The sequence below is a fragment of the Paeniglutamicibacter sp. NPDC012692 genome (genome assembly GCF_042901625.1).
In the GTDB taxonomy this organism is placed as follows: domain Bacteria; phylum Actinomycetota; class Actinomycetes; order Actinomycetales; family Micrococcaceae; genus Paeniglutamicibacter.
In genome coordinates, this window is the sequence record NZ_JBIBDE010000002.1 from 272,316 (window position 1) to 294,822 (window position 22,507).

General features: G+C 65.8%; 19 protein-coding genes. 10 read left to right on the top strand and 9 right to left on the bottom strand.

The annotated features are described in order from the left end of the window. The first annotated feature begins 27 nt into the window (after window positions 1–27). A complete protein-coding gene (locus tag ACFY5D_RS09405; protein ID WP_387528293.1) occupies window positions 28–951 on the top strand; it encodes a LysR family transcriptional regulator in 924 nt (307 codons plus the stop codon). 231 nt (window positions 952–1,182) lie between these two features. Here ACFY5D_RS09405 and ACFY5D_RS09410 read toward each other — a convergent pair whose 3' ends face one another. The 5 genes from ACFY5D_RS09410 to ACFY5D_RS09430 all read right to left on the bottom strand — a co-directional run bounded on the left by ACFY5D_RS09410 (window position 1,183) and on the right by ACFY5D_RS09430 (window position 7,700). Continuing rightward, window positions 1,183–2,610, bottom strand: coding sequence for an amino acid permease (locus ACFY5D_RS09410; protein ID WP_387528296.1), 1,428 nt, complete (start codon window positions 2,608–2,610; stop codon window positions 1,183–1,185). Between the two features lie 417 nt (window positions 2,611–3,027). After that, window positions 3,028–4,368: an MFS transporter gene (locus ACFY5D_RS09415; protein WP_387528299.1), complete on the bottom strand. Its 1,341-nt coding sequence runs from the start codon at window positions 4,366–4,368 to the stop codon at window positions 3,028–3,030. Beyond that, on the bottom strand, window positions 4,365–5,411 hold the full coding sequence (locus ACFY5D_RS09420) for an MBL fold metallo-hydrolase (protein ID WP_387528301.1): 1,047 nt from the start codon (window positions 5,409–5,411) through the stop codon (window positions 4,365–4,367). The genes ACFY5D_RS09415 and ACFY5D_RS09420 overlap by 4 nt, the downstream gene beginning before the upstream one ends. Window positions 5,412–5,742: 331 nt before the next feature. Then, a complete protein-coding gene (locus tag ACFY5D_RS09425) occupies window positions 5,743–6,990 on the bottom strand; it encodes an acyl-CoA dehydrogenase family protein (RefSeq protein ID WP_387528303.1) in 1,248 nt (415 codons plus the stop codon). Between the two features lie 263 nt (window positions 6,991–7,253). Beyond that, complete coding sequence (locus tag ACFY5D_RS09430; protein WP_387528306.1) at window positions 7,254–7,700, bottom strand: MarR family winged helix-turn-helix transcriptional regulator; 447 nt, start codon at window positions 7,698–7,700, stop codon at window positions 7,254–7,256. Between the two features lie 156 nt (window positions 7,701–7,856). Here ACFY5D_RS09430 and ACFY5D_RS09435 point away from each other — a divergent pair, with 156 nt between their 5' ends. Further along, window positions 7,857–9,050, top strand: coding sequence for an MFS transporter (locus tag ACFY5D_RS09435; RefSeq protein WP_387528309.1), 1,194 nt, complete (start codon window positions 7,857–7,859; stop codon window positions 9,048–9,050). 45 nt (window positions 9,051–9,095) lie between these two features. Next, the gene (locus tag ACFY5D_RS09440; RefSeq protein ID WP_387528312.1) at window positions 9,096–9,932 is read left to right on the top strand and encodes an aldo/keto reductase; all 837 of its coding nucleotides are present in this window, start codon (window positions 9,096–9,098) and stop codon (window positions 9,930–9,932) included. Window positions 9,933–10,032: 100 nt separating this feature from the next. Here the strand turns inward: ACFY5D_RS09440 and ACFY5D_RS09445 are convergent, their stop codons facing one another. Then, a complete protein-coding gene (locus ACFY5D_RS09445) occupies window positions 10,033–11,472 on the bottom strand; it encodes an MFS transporter (RefSeq protein ID WP_387528314.1) in 1,440 nt (479 codons plus the stop codon). A gap of 258 nt (window positions 11,473–11,730) precedes the next feature. Here ACFY5D_RS09445 and ACFY5D_RS09450 point away from each other — a divergent pair, with 258 nt between their 5' ends. The 7 genes from ACFY5D_RS09450 to ACFY5D_RS09480 all read left to right on the top strand — a co-directional run bounded on the left by ACFY5D_RS09450 (window position 11,731) and on the right by ACFY5D_RS09480 (window position 19,367). Then, complete coding sequence (locus tag ACFY5D_RS09450; RefSeq protein ID WP_387528317.1) at window positions 11,731–12,399, top strand: response regulator transcription factor; 669 nt, start codon at window positions 11,731–11,733, stop codon at window positions 12,397–12,399. Beyond that, entirely contained in the window at window positions 12,396–13,829 is a 1,434-nt protein-coding gene (locus ACFY5D_RS09455) for an ATP-binding protein (protein ID WP_387528319.1), read from the top strand. Before ACFY5D_RS09450 ends, ACFY5D_RS09455 begins: the two co-directional genes overlap by 4 nt. Then, window positions 13,826–14,839: a TAXI family TRAP transporter solute-binding subunit gene (locus tag ACFY5D_RS09460; RefSeq protein ID WP_387528322.1), complete on the top strand. Its 1,014-nt coding sequence runs from the start codon at window positions 13,826–13,828 to the stop codon at window positions 14,837–14,839. Before ACFY5D_RS09455 ends, ACFY5D_RS09460 begins: the two co-directional genes overlap by 4 nt. A gap of 76 nt (window positions 14,840–14,915) precedes the next feature. Next, window positions 14,916–15,860, top strand: coding sequence for a helix-turn-helix domain-containing protein (locus ACFY5D_RS09465; RefSeq protein WP_387528325.1), 945 nt, complete (start codon window positions 14,916–14,918; stop codon window positions 15,858–15,860). 148 nt (window positions 15,861–16,008) lie between these two features. After that, window positions 16,009–17,436 (top strand): aldehyde dehydrogenase family protein, encoded by a 1,428-nt coding sequence (locus ACFY5D_RS09470; RefSeq protein ID WP_387528328.1) that lies wholly within the window; start codon window positions 16,009–16,011, stop codon window positions 17,434–17,436. 16 nt (window positions 17,437–17,452) lie between these two features. Next, window positions 17,453–18,973, top strand: coding sequence for a GMC family oxidoreductase (locus tag ACFY5D_RS09475; protein ID WP_387528330.1), 1,521 nt, complete (start codon window positions 17,453–17,455; stop codon window positions 18,971–18,973). A 115-nt stretch (window positions 18,974–19,088) separates the two neighbouring features. Continuing rightward, window positions 19,089–19,367, top strand: coding sequence for a hypothetical protein (locus tag ACFY5D_RS09480; RefSeq protein WP_387528333.1), 279 nt, complete (start codon window positions 19,089–19,091; stop codon window positions 19,365–19,367). A 55-nt stretch (window positions 19,368–19,422) separates the two neighbouring features. Here ACFY5D_RS09480 and ACFY5D_RS09485 read toward each other — a convergent pair whose 3' ends face one another. The 3 genes from ACFY5D_RS09485 to ACFY5D_RS09495 are packed head-to-tail and all read right to left on the bottom strand — an operon-like array spanning window position 19,423 to window position 22,365. Beyond that, entirely contained in the window at window positions 19,423–20,220 is a 798-nt protein-coding gene (locus ACFY5D_RS09485) for an ABC transporter permease (protein WP_387528336.1), read from the bottom strand. 7 nt (window positions 20,221–20,227) lie between these two features. Beyond that, a complete protein-coding gene (locus tag ACFY5D_RS09490) occupies window positions 20,228–21,199 on the bottom strand; it encodes an ABC transporter ATP-binding protein (protein WP_387528338.1) in 972 nt (323 codons plus the stop codon). Further along, window positions 21,196–22,365, bottom strand: coding sequence for an outer membrane lipoprotein carrier protein LolA (locus ACFY5D_RS09495; RefSeq protein WP_387528341.1), 1,170 nt, complete (start codon window positions 22,363–22,365; stop codon window positions 21,196–21,198). The genes ACFY5D_RS09490 and ACFY5D_RS09495 overlap by 4 nt, the downstream gene beginning before the upstream one ends. Window positions 22,366–22,507: the final 142 nt, after the last annotated feature.

Here is a 22,507-nt window from a genome sequence, read left to right on the forward strand (position 1 = left end):
CCGCACCCCATCCCCTACGCTGAATGGGTGGTCAACTACACCCTCAAGCAATTGCAGTACTTCATCGCCGTGGCCGATGCCGAGTCGATATCCGGCGCCGCCGCCGCGTGCCACATTTCCCAGGCGGCCATGTCCCAGGCCATCAACGAACTCGAACGCATCGTGGGGTCGCAGCTGTTGGTCCGGCACCGGGCCCGCGGGGTGGTGCTCACCGCGGTGGGCGCCCATTTCCTGCGCGACGCCAAGGACCTGGTCCGCCATGCGGAGGAAGTCCAGGGCCACATCGGGGAACGCCAAAGCACCCTGGCCGGACCGCTGGTCATCGGCTGCTACACGGGCCTCTCGGCGTTCTGGCTGCCGGTGATCTGCGAGCAGTTCACCAAGCCGAACCCCGGACTCGAGGTGCGGATCATTGAGGGCGACGGGGTCGTGCTGCAGGAGCGGATGCTCGAGGGCTACCTGGATGCGGTGTTGACCCACACCAGGCACCTGCTGCCGCAGGTGAAGCACGCCCCGGTGATGGGCGGGCGCCCCTACGTGTTGCTGGCCGCCGGCCACCCGCTCGCCGGCAGGGGCAGCATCCGGCTGGCGGAGCTGGCCGACGAGGACTTCGTCTCCCTGGACATCCCCTCGGTGCAAGACAACCAGCTGGTGAACCTGCGCATGTCCGGCCTTGATCCCAAGATCGCTTGGAGCAGCTCGAACTTCGAGGCCGTGCGCGGCATGGTGGCCCGCGGGCTGGGCTACACGGTGCTGGTCCAACGCCCGCCGGTGAACATGAGCTACGACGGGTTGCCGCTGGCGATGCTGGAAATCGACGGCCCGGTGGGCCGCAGCGACATCTGTGTCGCCTACACGGCCTCGGACCGGCCCAGCCTGCGCCTGCGCGCCTTCATCGAGTTCTGCGAACGGATCGGGGCCGAACGCGAAGAAGGGACGGGCGGTTTCTGACCTGCTCCCCCGGAAGCCGGGCTGAGATAGTTCAGCGACGGCCGATCTCGGGACCATGTCCGCCGGTTCAACGCCGAACGCATCCCGTTAACGCACGAGTGCCTGGGCCCGATGAAATATCGGACCCAGGCACTCGCTGCGTGGATGTTTGCCTACCGAGCCCGGCCTTAGGAGGCCGGTTCATTACCCGGGTTCCCGGCTTTCCGGCTTCCCGGCCAGCGGAACTTCAGGCTAGGAAGCGGAGGACGTGACCGCTTCGCGATCGCGGGCCGCAAGCTTCTTGCGGACCACTGGCCAGAAGGCAACCAGTACCAGGGTGGCCAGCAAGCTGGTCCACACCTGGGTCCGGCCGGATTCGGTGGTCAACATGATGGCCAGGACACCGGCCACACCGGCGATCAGCAGGTAGTTCAACCAGGGGAAGAGCCACATCTTCAGCTTCAACCCGGCGACTTCCTCGGGGGACATGCGCGAGCGCAGGCGCATCTGGGTCACGGCGATGAAGACGTAGACGAACAGTGCCACCAGCCCGGCGGAGTTCATGATGAAGTCGAAGATGCCGGAGTCCGGCAACGCGAAGTTCACGATGGTCGCAATGAAGCCGCCGACCGTCGAGGCGATCAATGCGGCCAGCGGCACGCCGTTCTTTGAACGCTTGGTCATGATCTTCGGGGCGAAGCCCTGGTCGGCCAACGCGGCAAACATGCGCGAAGCGGAATACAGGCCGGAGTTCAGCACCGAGCAGACTGCGGTGAAGATGATCAGGCTCATCACCAGTTCGGCGCCAGGCAGGCCAAAGAGCGAGAACACGTAGGTGAACGGGGCGACCTCGGCCGGATCGGGCAGCTGGTTCCACGGCACGATGGTCACGATCACCAGCACTGCTCCGACGAAGAACAGCAGGATGCGCCAGATGATGGTGCTGCTGGCCTGGCGGATGCCCTTGGCGGGATCCTCGGACTCGGCTGCGGCCATGACGGCGATCTCGGTGCCGAAGTAGGAGAAGATCACGACGGCCACGCCGGTGATGGAGATCCACACGCCGTTCGGGGCGAATCCGCCATGCTGCCACAGGTTATCGAGGGAGGGAGTGGAGTTCGGCCACATGCCCAGGGCGAAGAGCACGCCGACTGCAAGGAAGACGACGATGGCGACGACCTTGATGCTGGCCAGCCAGAACTCGACCTCGCCGAAGGTGCGCACCGAGATGATGTTGGTGCAGATGAAGAGGACCAACAGAATAGCGGAGAACAACCATGACGGAAGCTCGGGGAACCAACCGTTGAGCATCTTGCCGCCGAGCACCGATTCGTAGGCCAGCACGCCGACCCAGAAGTACCAGTACAGCCAGCCGACGAGGTATGCGGCCCAGTTGCCGAGACCCTGACGGGCGTATTCCATGAACGAGCCGACGGTCGGGCGTGCGGCGGCCATCTCGCCGAGCATGCGCATGGCCAGGAAGACCAGGAGCCCGCCGATGAGGTAGGAAATGACGGCTGCGGGACCGACCGAACGGATGACGTTGCCCGAACCCACAAAGAGGCTGGCGCCGATGATGCCGCCAAGGGTGATCATGGTGACGTGCCGCGAGCGCAGCTTGCTGCCTGCGTCACCTTGTGCAGACGGCTCCGTTGCCGTCGAAGTAGTGCTAATAGCCATGTGAAACTTTCCGGGGTCTTGCCAGGGATATTTGGGCGCCTCGGCCGCCAGCCAGAAATGTGCTCTGGTGCATAGGCGAGATGCGCCCTTGGAGACAATACCCCTCCGAACGATGCATGTTTGAGTCTGGGGTGCACCGGGAAATGCCCGGGGGAAAGCGAAAAAGATGCCAGTTTCCGGGCGCTGCGGCACTCCGTCGAGGTGTCGCGGGCACCACACCCCAGTGACTGGGATCATACGTGGCCGGGGCCACGGCCCTGCGCCGGCAGCCGCCGGAAGAAACCCGTCGGCGGTGGCGGCAGGGAGGCAGGTGCCCGCGCGTCTTCATCGATTTCCGCGAACGGATCGGGGCCGAACGCAAAGAAGGGATGGGCGGTTTCGTCAGAAACCACCCATCCCTTCAAAAGCTCCGCGGAGCTACATCTTTTCGGCGCTCAGGTCGGCGTCCTTGCCTTCCTTCACGCTGCGCATCGCCAGCGCGGCGATCACGAAGACCACGGCCCACCCGGCCCCGGCGATCCACAGCGATCCGCCTCCAAGGAGCACCAGCCCCGTGACGATCATCGGGGTGAACCCGGCGCCGAGGGTCGATGACAGCTGGTAGACCAGCGAGGCGCCGGTGTAGCGGATGCGCGTGGGGAACAGTTCAGCAGTGAAGGCACCGAAGGGTCCGAAGATGACGCCCTGGATCAGCCCGTTGGCCAGGAACAGCGCGATGGCGAAGAGCCAGAGTTCGCCCATCTGCAGCATCCACATGATCGGCAGCGCCAGCACGGCACCGGCCAGGATGCCGATCATCATCACCGGACGGCGCCCGATGCGGTCGGAGTAGCGTGCGGCAATCCAGACGAACACCACCGTCAACGCGGCGCCCACTGCCTTGATGTTCAGCACCGAGGTGCGGTCCATTCCGCCGGCTTCCACCACGTAGGAGATCGCCCAGACCGTCATGATTCCCTGCACGGTGTATGAGCTCATGCCCACCAAGGTGCCCATGAGGACCGACTTCGGGTACTTGGTGAGCACCTGCATCAACGGGATCTTCTTTTCCTCGGCCTTGTTTTCCAGGGCCAGGAAGAGCGGGGATTCGGAGACCTTCAGGCGGATGACCAGGCCGATGGCCACGAGGCCCAGGCTGGCGATGAACGGGATGCGCCAGCCCCAGGACAGGAACTGGTCGTTGGGCAGCGTCGAGACGGCGGAGACGGCGAGCGTGGCCATGACGGCGCCGGCCGGGCCGCCCATGTTCGCGAAGCTCGCGGCGAATCCGCGGCGTTCCTTCGGGGCATGTTCCAGGGCCATGAGCATGGCCCCGCCCCATTCGCCGCCCACGGCCAGGCCCTGGACGATGCGCAGGATGATCAGCGCGATCGGGGCGATCATGCCCACCTGCGCGGTCGGAGGCAGCAACCCGATGATGGTGGAGGCAACGCCCATCATCACCATGGAGGTGATCAGCACGCCCTTGCGCCCGAGCTTGTCGCCGAAGTGGCCAAAGACGATGCCGCCCAGCGGGCGGGCCAGGTAGCCGACGGCGAGCGTGGCGAAGGAGGCGAAGATCGCCACCGACGGCTCCAGGTTCACGAAGAACACCTTGTTGAAGACCAGGGAGGCGGCCGTGGCGTAGAGGATGAAGTCGTAAAACTCGATGGCGCTGCCGATGAAGGACGAGGCCAGGATGCGCCGCATCTGCGGCGAGTTCAGCGACGGGATGTCCAACTTCTCGGAGGCCTTATCGATAGCCGGGCTGTGTGTCATCGGGAGACTACCATTTCTGCTCGTTGGGTGGCGAAGGAGATCACTTGCAAGTCGTCCGGGACCACGAAGGTGCCGGAGAAGTCCGCGGCGTGGGAGCGCCATACCGAGATCGGGGTGGTTCCGGGGACCAGGTGGTGCAGGGCCAGGGTGCGGGCCCCGGCGCGTTCGGCAAGCTCGATGGCCTGCTGCGCGGAGGTGTGGGAGAGCCGGTGGTGGTCCATGGAGGCTTGCGCGGCCTCGGTACCGATGTGGCCGTAGGCCCGCTCGACCCAGTCGAAGTCGATGGCCTCGTGCAGCAGCAGGTCGGTGTCGCGGGCCAGCGTGACCAGGTTGTCGCACGGAGCGGTGTCGCCGGAAATGGTCACCGACCCCTCGGCGGTGTCGAAGCGGAACGCGAAGGCCGGGGCGATCGGCGGGTGCTTGACCAGGGTGGCCGTCACGGTGACCAGCTCGTCGCGGTAGATCTCGAACGGGGCGAAGTCCTCCGGGGTCGGATTCTCGTTCGCGTGGTAGCCGGTTCCCTGCGGGATCTGGATGTCCGAGGCGATGAAGTGGTCCAGCGGCGAGGGGCGCAAGGCGTCGATCACCCGGTCGTTCAGGTCGGTGGCGTAGGCCTGCATGAGGTGGCTGAACATGTCGGCCGTGCCCGGGGTCGGGTTGGCCGGGTAAAGCGGCTGGGGGGCAACTTTCGCGCGCGGCGAGGCCGGCGGCAGGATGCCTCGGTCGCCCGGGCCGATGATGTGGATGGGCCTCTGGCCCGGGGTCACGGTGAACAGCCCGAAGATGGCCAGTGACGCGAGGTCGATGGTGTGGTCCGAGTGCAGGTGGGTGAGGAATATCCCGCGCAGGTTCGCGGTGCTGAAGCCAGCCTTCATGAGCTGGTTTCCCACGCCCGTTCCGGCATCCACCAGGTACACGGCGTCGCCGACGACGACCGCCGTGGAAATGCCCGCACGCTTGCCGGCATTTTCGCCGGTCCACCAGCGCGGACCGCCGGCGGTTCCCAGCGTGACGACGTGGGGTTTCAGGGATGTGCTCTGCACGCGAACGGCTCCTTTGTGCCAAGAATGAGATGACCTTCACACACAAGGATGGTGTCTCGCGTTACATTCGTAAAACTGTTTTTATCGTTCTTCTTAACAGGTTTTACCTATATAAAACCAGGCCCGGAAGAGGCGCTCGCCGCACGTCTGGCATCCCCTGCAACCCGTTCGCGGAATCCGGCGGCCCAAGCGCCAGGATCCACCGGACGCCAAGCCCGCCCCGCGGGCTCGGGCGATCCATCAAGCCCCTGAAAGAACCAGACGACCCGAAGACGTCTTTGGGCGGGCACGCCATTGCGTGCCCGCCCAGAAAGGTTGATGACCAGGGTCCTTAGCGCGAGGTGGACGCCCCGATGGCCCAGACCCGCGGCAGCGCCCAGCCGTGGACAGCGTTTTCACCGACCAGCCGGGCCTTGAACACCCAGGGATTGTGGTTTCCGGCGGTGCGCGCATTGCGCCAATGCCTGTCCAGGTTCTTCGCGGTGCTGGTTGCGGAGGCCGCAAGGGCGTCAAACGCATGCGACAGCGCATTGGTCACCAACGGCGTCAGCACGATCTGCGCCTGCGCGGAGGCGAGTTCCGCGGCGTCGTTGGCAGCTTCCTCTTCCTCAAGGCCCAGCTCCCCCGCATGCACGGCCAACGCCGCTTGGTACGCGCCCTCCAGCGCCGCGGCCGTGGATGCGACGGAAGCGGCCGCCACGAACGCTACGGCCGAGACCTCGCCGATGACCTGCAACAGCTGAGGGTCGTCGTTGGCCCGTTCCGCGGCCCCGTGGCTGAACGTGCGCTTGCGGGCACCAAGTTCCGCGGCGAAATCGCGTTCCGCGGACTTGGCGCTGCCCGCAAGCACGGCGAGCAACACGCCCTGGTAGAACGCGGTCTGGTACTTGAAGCGGGTCTCGAAGTCGATCACGTGCGCCGGCTCCACCGCCGCCCCGGCAAAGTTCGCGGTGCCGGTGCCGGTGGTGCGCTGCCCGAACCCGTCCCAGTCGTCCCCGAGCGATACGCCCGGCTGGCGGGCCTTGACCACGGCAATGACCCGCTGCCCGGTATCGGTGCGCTCGGCATAGGTGTCGATCCAGTCGGCGAAGATGCTGCCGGTGGAGTAGTACTTGGTTCCGGTCACGGCGAAACCGCCGCTGCCGTCCGGGCTCACCTTGGTGTTCACCTCGCCCAGTGCCACGGTCCCGATCTCGGTCCAGGAATTTCCGACGAGCTCCCCCGCCGCAAAGCGGCCCAACCAGGCATCGCGCTCTGCGCCCTCCGGGGCGACCAGCCGATCCTCCACAAACGCGAAGTGCCCGCGCAGCGCCTGGGCGATATTCGGATCGGCGGCGGCCAGGGACGTCAGCAGCACGAAGAGTTCGGGCAGGGTGGCGCCTGCACCGCCATGGGATTCGGGCACCCTCACGGCACCGAAACCGGCGGTGGCAAGGCCCTTGATCTGCTCGTGAGGCAGGTTCCGGGTGCTGTCGCGCTCGGAAGCCCCCGCGGCAATGTCCAAGAACAGCGGCGCAAAGCGTTCCTCGAGTTGCTCAAGTCGCGTCCGGGGCTGTGCTTCGAGGTCCGTGCTGGTCATGATTGGTGGTTCCTTCCGGGCGAGATGCGAACGAATATGTTCGACTCTAGGAACCGCTGGCGCCGCCGCAAACCCCGCGCTTCACGTGGGGAATCAAGGGGTCGCACAGTGTCACACGCGGCCGCTTTCGGCGGCCGGCGGTGTCACGCGGGGTCTTTTTCCGTCACGGAAGTGCATGCTCGGCATGCCAAGGAAATGCGTCGGTTCCGCAACGTCGGGGCCGGGTAACCCGGCACCCTTGGTCGCCGCAGAAACCTTCGCTGTCAGTTTTCGTCGCGCGGCGCGACGGCCGTGACCAGGTCCTGGAGTTCGGGCACCCGGGCGGCATTTTCCAGCGCCTCGCGCAATACGGCGTCGTGGGTTGGATGCGCCTCGTTCAGCAGCTTCTCGCCTGCCGCCGTGAGTTCGGTGTAAATGCCGCGGCGATCATCCATGCAGAGGATGCGGGTGAGCAGGCCGCGGTCTTCGAGTCGCGTGACCAGCCGGGTAATGGCGCTGCTGGAGAGTGCGGCGGCACGGGCAAGTTGCGCCATGCGCATGTGCCATCCATCCTGCCGACCCAGTGCGTCCAGCACCGTGAATTCAACAACCGACAGGCCGTGCTTGGCCTGCAGGGCGCGCTCCAGTTCACCCTCAATGAGGTTGTGCAGCGCGGCAAGCGTTCGCCAGCCCTGCGCGCGAACCTGTACCGCGTCGTCCTTGATTCCCATGGGCGGAACTCCTCTGTTCTCTACACCACAAGACTATCACCTTGCGCCGATATGCCGCGCGTGCAATCATTGCTTACGCAGTAGTTGCACACGCAACGAACGTATCCGGCCGGTACGCCGCTGCATCCACACCTAAGATTCGCACAGAAGGTTTTCATGCCAGTTGCTCTTTATGCCCTTGCCCTCGGCGGCTTTGGCATCGGTCTCACCGAGTTCGTGATCATGGGCTTGCTGCCCGACGTCGCGGCGGATTTCGGCGTCACCGAAACCGTCGCCGGATACCTCATCTCCGGCTATGCCCTGGCCGTTGCCATCGGCGCCATCATCTTCACTGCCGTGCTGGGCAGGTACGACCGCAAGAAGTCCCTGCTGTTCCTGATGGTGCTGTTCATCATCGGCAACCTGCTCTCGGCCACCGGTCCAAGCTACGAGCTGGTCATGCTCGGACGCATCATCGCAGCGCTGTGTCACGGCGCGTTCTTCGGCATCGGCTCGGTAGTTGCCGCCGACCTGGTGCCTGCCACCAAGCGTGCCGGCGCCATCGCGTTCATGTTCGCGGGACTCACCATCGCCAACGTGCTCGGCGTGCCCCTTGGAACGATGCTCGGCCAGGCCGCCGGGTGGCGCGCCACCTTCTGGGCCATCACGGCCATCGGTGTCATCGCGCTGGTCGGCATCATGCTGCTGGTGCCGGGCAACCTGGCCCGTTCCTCCAACGCAGGCGTCTTTGGTGAATTCTCGATCTTCCGCAGCCCGCAGGTATGGCTCTCGATGTTCGTCACCATCCTGGGTTACGGCGGCATGTTCGGCGCCTTCACCTACATCGCCTTCACGCTCACGGGCGTCGGCGGCTTTGCCCCGAGCACCGTGCCGTGGCTGTTGATCCTCTTCGGCGTCGGACTGTTCGCCGGCAACATCCTCGGCGGCCGCGCCGCGGACAAGAACCTGCCGAAAACGCTCATTGCGCTTTTGGGCGTCCTCACGGTCGTGTTGGTCGGTTTCGCACTCACGGCCGAGAACCAGATCGCAACCATCATCGCTCTGGTGCTCATGGGCGGAGTCGGCTTTGCCGCGGTGCCGGGGATGCAAATGCGCATCATGAACCACGCGGCGCACGCGCCAACCCTCGCCTCGGGCGCCAACATTGCGGCCTTCAACATCGGCAACGCCTTCGGCGCGTGGGTCGGCGGCCTGACCATCGCCGCGGGGCTCGGCTACACCTCCCCGCTGTGGGCCGGTGCCGCAATCACCGTTGCCGGATTGCTGGTGCTGCTTGTCGCGGTACGGGTTCGCGGCGGCGAATACGCAAAAACCCCGGAACCGGCCCCGATTTCCGTACCGGTGTCCTAACAACCCGTTCCCCCACCACCCACGCCCACCAAAGGAATCAAGAACATGAACACCACCTCCACCACCCCCGTCGTCACCTTGAACAACGGGATCACCATGCCGCAGCTGGGCTTCGGCGTGTTCCAGGTATCCGACGAGGAAACGACCGCGGCCGTAGCCGGTGCCCTGGCCGCCGGCTACCGCAGCATCGACACGGCAGCGATCTACGGAAACGAAGCAGGCGTCGGACGCGCCATCGCCGAATCCGGCATCTCGCGCGACGAACTGTTCATCACCACCAAGCTGTGGCTGGCCGACCTGGGCCGCGAAAAGACCCGCGCCGCCCTGCTCACCAGCCTCGAGAAGCTCGGCCTCGACTACGTCGACCTCTACCTCATTCACTGGCCCGGCACCGATACCGACGCCTACCTCGAATCGTGGCAGGTGCTTGAGGAGCTTCGCGCCGAGGGGCTCACCCGAGCCATCGGCGTCTCCAACTTCGCGCCGGAACAGCTCGAGCGCATCATCGCGTTGGGCGGAACCGTTCCTGCGGTGAACCAGGTCGAGCTTCACCCGTTGCTGCAGAACCGCGAAACCGCCGCAGTGAACCTTGCCCACGGCATCGCAACCGAAGCGTGGAGCCCCCTGGCGCAGGGCGCAGTTCTGGGCGAGCCTGCCGTCGTGGCGGCCGCCCAGGCGCACGGCGTGACCCCCGCACAGGTTGTCATACGCTGGCACCTGCAGACCGGCAACGTGGTGATCCCGAAGTCGGTCACAGCCTCGCGCATGGCGGCGAACTTCGACGTGCTCGGGTTCGAGCTCAGCGACGAGGAAATGACGGCCATCGAGGCCCTCGAGCGCGACGGCAGGACGGGTCCGCACCCGCTGACGTTCAACGGCTAGGATCGGTTCCGCCGGTTGGCACCCGCCAACGAAGAGTGGCCACCCGGTTCGCGCAAGTTCTTGCGCGAACCGGGTGGCCACCGGCGTACTACCGACGAAATCAGGCCTCGATGAGTTCCTTCTTGTCGTCTTCCTGGTTCTTGGCGTTCCAGGCATGCCCCTGTTCGTCGTCCAGGTGAGTGGTCTTCTTGTTCTTCAGTGCGAAGATGTAGACCAGCAACGAGATGGCGATCGCCACGGTGACGTAGGTGAAGAACAGGTCAACGCGGCCGGCTTTCTGGAAGGCCGCGCCGATCAGCGGAACGGTGCCGCCGAAGAGCGAGTTGGCGATTGCGTAGCCAAGTCCCACACCCAGTGCGCGAATGGAGGCGGGGAACAGCTCGGCCTTCACGAGGGCGTTGATCGAGGTGTAGCCACCAACAATGAGCAGGCCGCCGAGCATGAGCAGGAACGCGAAGACCGGGTTCTGGGTCCCTGCGAGCATCGAGAGCAACGGCCAGGTGAACAGCACACCGGTGATGCCGAACCAGAGCAGCAGCGGCTTGCGGCCGACCTTATCGGAGATCATGCCGTAGACCGGCTGCAGGAGCATGAAGATGAACAGCGCCCAGAAGTTGATGACGGAGGTATCGGTCTTGGGAATGCCCGAGGTATCGTTCATGAACTTCAGGATGAAGTTGGTGTAGGTGTAGAAGGCAACGGTGCCGCCCAGGGTAATGCCGATGCAGACCAGCAGCGGCTTCCAGTACTGCGTGAACAGCAGCTTCATGGTGCCCGGCTGGGCTTCGCCGGCGACGCCGGGCTTGTTCGCGGCGGCAACCTGCTCGGCGGAGACGGTTTCCTCCATGCTGCGGCGCAGCCACAACACCACCAGTGCCGCAACGCCGCCAATGGCGAACGGAATGCGCCAGCCCCATTCGACCAGGGTTTCGTGGCTCATGGTGTTCTGCAGGATGACCAACACCAGCAGTGCCAGCATCTGGCCGCCGATCAGGGTCACGTACTGGAAGCTGGAGAAGAACCCGCGGCGCTTGGAGGTCGCAGCCTCGGACATGTAGGTGGCACTCGTGCCGTACTCGCCACCCACGGAGAAGCCCTGCAACAGGCGCACGAAAACCAGCAGGATCATGGCCCACATGCCGATGGCTTCCTGGGTCGGCAGCAGCGCGATCGCGAAGGACCCTGCCGACATCATGGTCACGGACAGCGTCAGTGCCGCCTTGCGGCCGTGGCGGTCGGCGTAGCGGCCGAAGAACCATGCGCCAACGGGGCGCATCAGGAACGAGGTGGCGAATACGGCCATCGCCTCGAGGCCCGCCTGCAGCTCGTTCGTGGCGTTGAAGAAGTGCGACTGGAAGTATGCGGCGAACACCGTGTAGACGTAGAGGTCGAACCACTCCACGAGGTTTCCGGCCGATCCCTTGAGGATGTTGCTCACGGCCTTGCGGGTCGCGGCGGCCTCGCTTGCGGACGCGGCGTCCTTGGTGCCGGAACCGGGTTTCGGTGCCTTGTTGTTCTTGTCCACGGCGACATTGCTCATGGGGGTTCCTCCTCTACGTTGGCGGCCCCCAAAATAACCGAGGTCCTCCACCAAGGTAGATCGTGAGACACGGCACAACCTACGTAGTTTGGAATTCCTAACACTTCCTTAAGAGTCCGCTTTCCGGCCCTACTGCGGCTTTGCCACCAGAGCCGGAGAAGGGCGGGAAACGCGGAGAAATGGTACCCTCCAAGACGGGCACCGGTCGCATCGACCGACCGTGAACAACGACTTTCTGACGACGCAAGGAACCCTGCCATGGACGTACTCATCGTTGAGGATGACGACTCCATGGCCGCAGCACTTACCGCAGCCGTGAAGTCCACCGGCCACGGTGCCGATCGTGTCTCCCGCGGTAGCGATGCCCTGCTGCGGCACCGCGACTTCGACGTGATCCTGCTGGACTTGGGACTTCCGGACATGGACGGGCTTGAGGTGCTGCGGAAGCTTCGCCAGGTGACCCAATGCCCCATCCTGATCCTCACTGCACGGGACGACGAACGCAGTGTAGTCCTGGGATTGCGTTCCGGCGCCGATGACTACCTCGTCAAGCCGGTGAAGCTCGTTGAATTGCTGGCCCGGATCGAGGCGGTCACCAGACGCACGCGGCTGCTCGACGGGAGGAAGGATCCACACCTTCACGTGGGCGAACTGGACATCGATCTGGACCGCCGCGTGGCCGCCGTCGCCGAACGCGTACTGCCGTTGACGGCCACCGAGTTCGACTTGCTTGCGCTGTTGGCCAGGCATGCGGGTTCCGTCGTCACCCGGGAACAAATCCTCGACGCGCTCTGGGGAGATGCGTTCCTTGCATCGTCGCGATCCCTCGATGTCCACCTGACAGGGCTTCGTTCCAAGCTGCAGCTTCCGGGATTCATCGTCAATGTCCGCGGCGTCGGGTACCGGATCGAAGCCGACCCACGGTGAAAGCGCGTGTCCTCGGCGTTCTGAGCGTGCTCTCCCTGCTCCTGGTCCTTGTCATTTCCAACGTGATCCTGTCTTCAAGCAGCCGCGAGCTCACCCAGCAGCTGCAGATCAACCGCGTCGCATCGCTCAACAGGATCGCGCTGGTGGCCTACGACGCCGCGGTCGACGGGGACAGCACCGTATTGCAGCGCGAAATGGACACGTACTCGGGGCTCTACGGCGAAGGAATACTGGTTCGGCTGCAGCGGGAAACCCTGCGCTCCGGCGCGCTGGACGAGAACCGGCCGGACGTCGCGGAAGCGCTCGCGCGGGCCAGCCTCAATCTCAGTGACACCACCCTTGCACCGGTCACGCCGTTCGGCAGCGGCACGGAAGTCGTTTCCCGCTCCATCGGAAGCGCCAACCAGGTCTTGGGCGAGGTCGTGCTCGAGGTCAACCTGGACGGTGCACGGCAGAAGCTGCTGCACAGGTGGCTGTTCGTTGGCCTTGCCGCGGCCGCGTTCGCGGCGTTGCTGCTGCTGGGCGCCGCGCGCGTCACCGGCTGGGTCTTGCGTCCGGTACACCGGCTGAACGAAGCAGTGACGGAACTGAAGGACACAGGCCGAACCAGCCGACTGCCGGAGGACGGCCCGCCGGAACTCCGCGAACTAAGCCGCTCCTTCACCAGCATGGCGGACGCCGTCAGCGAGAGCATCGAATCCCAGCGCCAGCTCATCGCGGACGCCTCGCACCAATTGCGAAATCCCGTCGGCGCGCTGCGGCTGCGTGTCGACTTGCTGCTGCTGGAGTTAGACCGGGAGCGCGAACTTGAGGCCGGCGCGGGCGTGCTGGCCGAACTTGAACGCGTGGAAGAAATCCTGGACGGGGTGCTCAGGCTCGCCGTGGCCGAGCACCGGGCTTTCGAGGGTTCGACCCGCGAGGCGCTCCGTTCGCCAAGCGGGTCGGCAGTGCCGCCCGTCAACCCCTTCTCCGTGCTGCAGGAAGAAGTGGACAGGGCGCAACCCGTCGCGCAGCGCGCCGGTTCGGCCATCGCCCTGGCCACCGTTGAAGCCGCGGAGCTGGAGATCGCCTGCAACCCCACCGAACTGGCCCAGATGATCGGCGAGCTACTCACCAATGCCATCAAGTACTCCGCCGGCGCCGCGATCACGGCCGCCGTCCACGCAGAGGAAGGACTCGCGGTCGTCGAGATAGCCGACGACGGCCCGGGGCTTTCCGGGGACCAGCTGGCCTCCGCCACCACGCGGTTCTGGCGGGCACCCGGTCACTCGGGGATTCGCGGCAGCGGCATGGGAATGACCATCGTGGAGAAGCTCGCGGAAGCCAACGGCGGTCGTCTGGTCCTGGGCGAACGCCTTCCGCACGGCTTGAGCGCGCGCCTGGAATTCAACCGGGCAGGCATATTACCGGGGCCGGGAGCAAAACCATGAGCACACCTGATGTCGGCGCATTGCAGTTGTCCAGGCGCAACATGCTCAGGGCCGGGCTTGCAGCGGGCCTGGCCGGAATCGTGGCCCCGGCCCTCGGCGCATGCACCGCCGAGGGCCGGCCCGGCCTGCTCACCGTTGCCGGCGGGGAACCGGGTGGCTTCTATCTTGAGTTTTCAACATTGCTGGCGGAATCGCTCCAGCGGCACGGCGTCGCCGAGAGGGCGGTCGTCGAGGCAACCGGCGGCAGCCTGGACAATCTGGAGTACCTGCGCACCGGTCGGGCCGACCTTGCCGTCGCACTGGCGGACGCCGCATCCCGGCAGGCAAGCACCCCCGGCGCGCACCCCGGGGAGATCGTTGCCCTGGGCAAGGTCTACGAAAACTACGTCCACTGCGTCGTGCGGAAGGACAGCAACATCGGCTCCCTCGCAGGGCTTGCCGGCCGGACGGTTGCCGTCGGCAGGCCCGGTTCGGGCACGTCGCTGATCACCCCGCGGCTCATCGAGGTTGCGGGGCTCGCCCCCACCCCCGACGGCTCCCCGGCCACCTGGAAAACCATCACCGTGAAAAACCTCGGACTCAATGACGGGCTTGTCGCACTCCGGGACGGTTCGGTGGACGCCTTGTTCTGGTCCGGGGGCGTGCCCACCGCAGCCATTGCCGCGGCGCATCGGGACACCGGGCTCGCCCTGCTTGACCTTTCGGCATTGCTCCCGGCCCTCCGGGCCCGGCATGGCGCCTTCTACGACCGGGTGCTGATCCCCGCGGGAAGCTATGAGGGCATGCCCGCGGTGTGGACCATCGGCGTGGCCAACCTGCTTTTGTGCCGGGCGGATTTGGACGAACGGACGGTGAGGCGGACCGTCGAACTGCTGGTGGGCCATGCCGAGGAACTCATTCCGCGCTCGAGCGTCGGCGTCCAGTTCCTGAGCCCGGAATCGCTCATCAACACGGCGGGCATACCGCTGCACCCCGCCGCGGCCGCCGCCTACAGGACATTGCACGGGTAACAGCACCAAAACGGGCCCCCTTTCCCCCCGCGAATGTGGCGTAGGCTACTGGGAAGCGCGTCGAGGAAGGGTTCTCATGTACCAGGTTCAGCAGGCGGATTCGTTTTCTGCCTGGAAGAAATTGATCTCGAATACGTTTGTGCCGCTGGAAGCCAAGGCGCTTCACCACGGGGCATTCAGCGGTCAGCTCAGCGGACGAAAGATGCACGACGTGGGCATCATGCGCTTGCAAGCCGGTCCCCAATCCGTCTCCCGCTCCCCCGAGCTCATCGCCCGCGGCGGAATCGGGCACTACAAATTGAGCCTGCAGCTCTCCGGGCACGGATTGCTCCTGCAAGATGGAAGAGAGGCGGTGCTGCAGCCCGGTGACGTGGCCATCTACGACACCCAACGTCCCTACACGCTGACCTTTGACAAGGAATTCGAAACCCTGGTCTTGATGTTTCCCCAGCACCTGCTCGGACTCTCGGTGGAAGACGTTTCCGAGCTCACCGCCGTTCGCATGGGCAAAGGAAACCGCCTTGCGGAAGCCGTGGCACCCTTTGTAGCAAGCATTGCCACGCAACTCCCGGAGCTCAAGAGCCCCATCGGTCACCGGCTGGCCCTGAACATCGTCGACCTGCTTTCCACCTTGCTCGCCGACGAGATCTATTCGAGGCCCGAACAGGGCACCGACAACAACGCGCGCATGCTGCGCCGCATACAGCACCACATCGAGGCAAACCTTGCAGACCCGGCACTGGGTCCGGAGTCCATTGCCCGGGCTCACCACATCGCCACCCGGACCCTTCAAAAGATCTTCTCGGCCCACGGTCTGACGGTGGCCGGATGGATCCGTGAACGACGTATGGATCAATGCCGCAGGGATTTGGCGGATCCACTCTGCGAACACGTTCCGGTTGGAGAGATCGGCGCCCGGTGGGGACTGCCGGATGGCGCCCACTTCAGCAGAGTCTTCCGCACCGCCTACGGGCTATCGCCCAGCCAGTTTAGGCGGAGCTCCGTCGCGGTCCGGGGATAGCCGACCGGGTACGGGAACACCCGGGGGCGCGGGATGCCAAGAAGCGTACGGGGAAAGCCAAGCCTTGATCGCGTGGCGCGCGACACACTTGAGGTGAGAACCGTTCGGGTCGACACCACCGGCCCATCCTCACCCAAGGAGTTCCCCCATGACCACCGAAGCCACAATTTTCGCCACCGACGCCGAGTTGCTGTCCGCCATCGAACCGACAACCGGCGGACGAACCATCAACGATCCGGCTACCGGGGAACCCGTCGGTCGGGCCCCTGAGCATACGGTCCCCGATCTTGAGGTTGCGGTTGCCGCTGCCCGCGCGGCGCAACCGGCATGGGCCGCTCTCGGCCACGGCGCACGCAGTGCGGCGTTGAACAACGCCGCCGACGCGATCGAAGCCAACGCGGAGGCACTGGCGGTGCTGCTGTCCCGGGAACAGGGCAAACCATTGAACGGGCCCAACGCCCGCTTCGAGGTCGGCGCATGCGCAGCGTGGCTCCGTGCCACGGCGGGCTTCGGCCTGGAACCCGAGGTATTGGTCGATGAAGAGGGAGGACGCGCCGAGATCCACTACCGCCCGTTGGGCGTGGTCGGAGCCATTGGCCCGTGGAACTGGCCCATGATGATCTCGGTCTGGCAATTGGCCCCGGCCCTACGCATGGGCAACACTGTGGTGCTCAAGCCCTCCGAATACACCCCGCTTTCGGTGCTGGCACTTGCCCACATCATCAACTCCGCGCTTCCCCAGGATGTGCTTCACGTGGTTTCCGGCGGCCGCGACGTCGGCGAAGCGTTGTCCTCCCACCCGTCGATCGACAAGATCATGTTCACCGGGTCCACGGCAACGGGCAAGGCCATCATCCGTTCCAGCGCCGATACCGTCAAGCGAGTCACCCTGGAACTCGGGGGCAACGACGCGGGAATCGTCCTGCCTGATGCGGATCCGAAGGCCCTGGCCATGGACCTGTTCTGGGGCGCATTCATCAACACCGGGCAGACTTGCGCGGCCCTCAAGCGCCTCTACGTGCATGAGGACATTTACGATTCCGTCTGCGAGGCCCTGGTCGAGGTCGCGGGCCAGATGCCTATGGGCGTAGGGCTCGACGAAAACAACGTGCTGGGTCCGCTGCAGAACAAGGCCCAGTTCGACATCGTGTCCGAGCTGGTCCGGCAGGCCAAGGACGCCGGTGCCCGGATCCTGCTGGGCGGAAACCCGGACGCCGGGCAGCCAGGATTCTTCTACCCGACCACGCTGGTCGCCGACATTGACAACGACAATCCACTGGTTGCACAGGAGCAGTTCGGCCCGGCCTTGCCCATCATCAAGTATTCGAGCGTGGAGGACGCCATCGAGATGGCCAACGGGCTCGAGGTGGGACTCGGCGCCTCCGTGTGGTCAAGCAGCACCGACGCGGCGCGCGAGGTAGCCGCCCGCATCCAGGCCGGAACCGTGTGGATCAACAAGCACGGCGCGGTGGATCCCCGGGTGCCGTTCGGCGGCGCCAAGCAATCGGGCTACGGGCTCGAATTCGGCACCGAGGGGCTCAAGCACCTCGGCCAGCCGCAGGTCATCAGCTACTAACACGATAGGAACCGTCATGGAACTCGATTACCTTGTCATTGGTGCCGGCTCGGCCGGAAACGTCATCGCCCGCCGACTGCTGGATGCCGGAAAGCGCGTGGCAGTCCTGGAGGCAGGCGACCAGGACACCAACCCGAACATCGCCCAGCTCTACACCCTGGGCATGCTCTGGCACAGCGAACAGGACTGGGACTACTACACCACCGAACAACCCGGCGCTTCCAACCGCCGCATCCACCTGCCGCGTGGCAAGGTCATGGGCGGTTCCCACGCGTTGAACGCCACCATCTGGGTTCGTGGAGACCGCTGGGACTACGCCGCCTGGGAAAAAGCGGGATGCGCCGGTTGGGGCTGGGAGGATGTCCTGCCCGTGTACAAGGCCATCGAGAACTTTGACGGCGGAGCCTCGGAAAGCCGAGGCTCCGCGGGCCTGCTCGACGTGGTCCAAGACTTTGCGCGCAACCCCCTCCAGGAAGACATGCTGGCCGGGGCCGTGGAGACAGGAATTCCGCTGAACGAGGACTACAACTCCGGCGATGTGGAGGGCGTCTCCCGGATGCAGCTCAACGTCCGCGACGGCAAGCGATTCAACACCTGGCATGCCTACCTCAAGCCGGTAGCCGAGCACCCGAACCTCACCCTGTTGACCGGCGCCCAGGTGCGGCGCCTGCTGCTGGAGGACGGCCAGGTTGTCGGTGTCGAGTTCGACCACGAGGGCCAGCGCAAGACCCTGCGTGCCGGTGAAACGGTGCTGGCTGCCGGAGCCATCAATTCCCCGGAGCTGTTGCTGCGTTCGGGCATCGGCCCGGAGCAGGAGCTCCGCGAGGCCGGCATCGAACCGGTACATCACCTGCCCGGGGTCGGCAAGAACCTCCAGGACCACCTGCTCTCCCCCGTCATCTTTACCACCAAGGCCAAGCCGGTGCCGATGGGCGAGGTGGCCCCCGCTGAAGTCCATTTCTTCGCCAAGAGCACTCCCGACCTTCCGGTTCCCGACACCCAGCCCCTGTTCTTCTCGGTTCCCATGTACTCCCAGGATTATGCCCCGGGCGAGATGACGGGTCCGGACAATGCGTTCTCCATGCTCGGCGGGTTGGTCCGCCCACAAAGCCGCGGAGAGATCACCCTCAGCGGCCCGCTGGACACCGATCCGATTCGCATCGACCTCGGCGCCCTGGCCGAACAGGCCGACGTCGATGCGCTCGTGGCCTCAGTGCGGCAGTGCCGGGAAATCGGCCGCACCCGAGCACTGGCCGGCTGGGAACCCGAGGAAATCCACCCGGGCCCGGCGGTCTCCGACGATGACCTTGAACAGTACGTGCGCGATTCGGTGGTGACCTACCACCACCAGGTCGGCACCTGCAAGATGGGCATCGACGAGCTGGCGGTCGTGGACCCGGGCACGTTCCGGGTCCACGGGCTGGGCGGGATCCGGATCGCGGACGCCTCGATCATGCCACTGGTGCCCACCGGCAACACCAACGCCCCCTCGATCATGATCGCCGAGCGCGCGGCAGCGGCACTCATCGGGTCCTGATTCCGGGCGCCGGGTCCGGCAGACCGGCCCCGGCGCCCCTTTGCGGCGTGCAGGATGTGAATGCGGGAAAAATGCGAAAGACTGTACTCCCACAAACACGTAAGGCGAACACCACATGATGAATCTCCAGCAGGACTCCGACGGCAACATCCGCATGCGCGCCATCTACCCCAAGACCGTGCGCGTCAACGTCCTCTTCACCGACGGGACGCAGGAGGAGTTCACCGGGCAGCGCCTGAACGAACTGCGCGCCGAGGCCAACGCCGCCTACCGCCTGGCCAACGAGCTGGACGCGAAGGGCTTTGACCGCAACAAGGGCAAGCCGCTGGCCCGCAACAAGGTCGTCGAGTTCGTGCCGGTGCGCCCCGGTATGTCCAAGAAGCCCAAGAAGTAGCGACGATGCGCCGCAGTCCGCGGCGCATCACCCCCGTTTCGGACGCGCGGGACCCTCAGGACAGGACGTCCTTGCTGGCGAACCGGCCCCAGGCCAACGCCCCGAAGACCAGGATGTAGCCGCCCTGCAGCAACGCGTTGTCGCCGAACGACGTCCACAGGATCGGTTCGCGCAACATGTCGGCGAAACCCAGCCAGTAGTGCGGGAAAAGCCACGGGTGCAGCCAGTCCAGCTGCGGCAGCTGGTTGAGGATCTGTGCCGTCACCGCGGTCACCGCCGTGGCTGCCATGGCGCCGACCGGCACGTCGGTCAGCGTGGAAACAAACAGGCCGATGGCCGCCAGCCCGAGCAGCGACAGCGCCGCGTAGGCGGCGATGAGCCCCACCCGCAGCAGCGCGCCGACGGTGCCGATGGTGTCGCCCGACAGCAACGTCACCGGGCCCACGGGGAACAGCATCCACCCGACCAGCACCCCGCACAGGGCCACCGTGAGCGCCCCGGCCAGGCAAAAGACCACCGCCGCCGCGTACTTGACCAGCAGCAGGCGCGGGCGCGAGACGGGTGAGGTGAGCAGGTAGCGCAGCGTCCCGGTGCCGGCTTCGCCCGCGATCGTGTCCCCCGCGACCACCGAAACCGTCAGCGGCAGGAACAACGGGATGCACACCAGCAAACCGGTGACGGCCACGAACAACCCGTTGCCCGCCACCCGGTCCAGGAACGCGGGGCCGCGGCCCGACGGCGGGCCGGAGGTGAGCCTGACGGCGACGGCGATGAGCACCGGCACCGCCCCCAGCGCCAGCAGCATCGCCCAGGTACGGCGGCGCCTGAAGAGCAGCGCGAGTTCAGAGCGCATCAATCCGCTACTGTGCAAGGTCGAACCCCTCCCCCGTCAGGTCTACAAAACGTTCCTCGAGGCTGGCGGGTTCCACGGCGAAGCCGCGCACGCGCACGCCCGCCGCAACCAACTCCCGAACGATCCGCTCGGCCTCCGGCGCCCCCGAATCAAGCCCGGACCTCAGCACGGGATCGGCCCCGGACGTTGCCGGGTCCGGCAGCGCCTCGAGCCCCAGCCGGGCCAGCACGCCCAGGGCGAGCGCGGCATCCGGGGTGCGCAGCGTGAGCCGGCTTCTCCCGCCGGCCCGCAGCTGCGCCAACGTCCCCTGCGCCAACAGGTTTCCGGTGCTCATCACCGCCACATGCGTGCACATCTGCTCGATCTCGCTGAGCAGGTGGCTGGAGACGAAGACCGTCGTCCCCTCCTTCGCGAGCCCGCCGATCAGGTGCCGCACCTCGCGGGTCCCCTGCGGGTCAAGTCCGTTGGTCGGCTCGTCGAGCACCAGCAAGTCGCGTTCGCGCAACAGCGCATTGGCGATTCCCAGGCGTTGCTTCATGCCCAGCGAATACGCGTGCACGGCCAGCTTGGCGGCCTTGGCCAGCCCGACCTTCTCCAGCGCCGCCTCCACGCGCCGGCTCCGGGTCGCCGGGTCGGAGGTGGTGTCGGCGCAATCCATGCGGACCAGATTGGCCCGCCCGGACAGGAAGGGGTGGAAGGCCGGGCCCTCGATCAGGGCACCGACCCGCGGCAGCACGTGCGGTGCCGCCGCGGGCATGGGCCGGGACAGCAGGTTGATGGTTCCGCTGCTGGGGGTGGCCAGGCCGAGCAGCATCCGGATGGTGGTGGTTTTTCCCGATCCGTTGGGGCCCAGGAAGCCGAAGACCGATCCGTGCGGCACCTCGAGGTCCAGGTCGTTGACGGCCCGGCGCTTGCCGAAGCTCTTGCCCAACCCGGACGTCTGGATGGCCAGCGCCCCGTCAAGGGGCGGCAGGCTCACTGTTCGTCGGCCACGGCCTGCAGCCGGGCCTCGGGAACCGAACCGATGAGCACCTGTCCGTCGTCGGTGACGAGGATGTTCAGCAGCGAGGTGTGCAGCAGGCGACCGCCCTCGACCGGAGTGGTGAGCTGGTCCAGCACCTCGGAGTCCAGCAGCCCGGCGGGCAGCTGTTCCTCGTCGAGCAACGCCACGGTTTCCCATCCGGTTCCCACTGTCTCCGGCTTGTTGCCGTCCATGCCGTCCCGTTTCATGTCGTGGTGCATCATGTGTTCGGACATGTCGTGCTCGCGGACCGTTGCGCCTTCCGGCGGGGTGAAGTCGAACCGGGCGGCATCCGGGGTTTCCGGGGTGAAGTCGGTGAACTCCACCGAGATGGCAGGTTCTTCCTGGTCGACAGCGTCGACGGTGATGCCCAGGGGCACTCCGGTCTGGGCATCGACGCCGATGCTCACGCCGGCAACCAGGGTGTCATCGGTGCGCGGGGTCAGTTCCAGGCTGTAGGCATCGCGGCCGGCGATTTGCACGTCCTCCTTGACCTCGACCGCGGTGCTCGGGTCGATGGCGGCCAGGAACTTGTCGGCAACTTCGCCCGGGGTCATCGGCTCCGCATTGTCGCCGCAGCCGGAATGGTGGTTGGCGTCCTTCGGCATGTCGGTCACCGTGGCCTTGTCGACGGTGTTGGTCGCCGAGTCGTAGTGCCACAGCGCGCTGCCGTTGCGGATGAAGTCCTGCTCGTCCATGCCGTCCATGACCTGCAGCCGGAGTTTGTCGGGCTTGTCCGCATAGACGCGCGCCTCGTGGGTTCCGGACACCATGGAGAGCATGTGCGTCAGCTTGTCGGCGTCGAACTCCCCGGAGTCGGACGATCCGTTGTCCGGTGTTCCGGTGCCGTCGGAAGAGCCGGTGCCGTCGGATGGTCCGGTGTCCGGCGGGCCGTAGCCGCCGACGTCGGGCAGCTGCGGGAGTCCCAGATCGACCGTCGCCGTGAGGTTTCCGGAAAAGTCTGTGTCCTTGGAGTTCTCGATCATCAGCAGGATGTCCTGCGGCGATTTGGGGTCGAGTTTCACCCGCTCACTTGCCGAAGCCGCGGCCCCGAGTGCGACCGCCGCGATCAACGCGGGCGCCGCCACTGCGGGTATCCATTTTTTGGCTGCAACGGGTTTCATGGCCATCATCCCCGACTCAAATCCATAGGTATTTCCACGGTACGCCGCCGGGCAGCCGATGGCGACGCCTCCGGGGAAACAGTCTGGATATGCGCCGCGGTGGTTTGGGAGGCATCCCAAACCACCGTGGCAATTCCGGCAA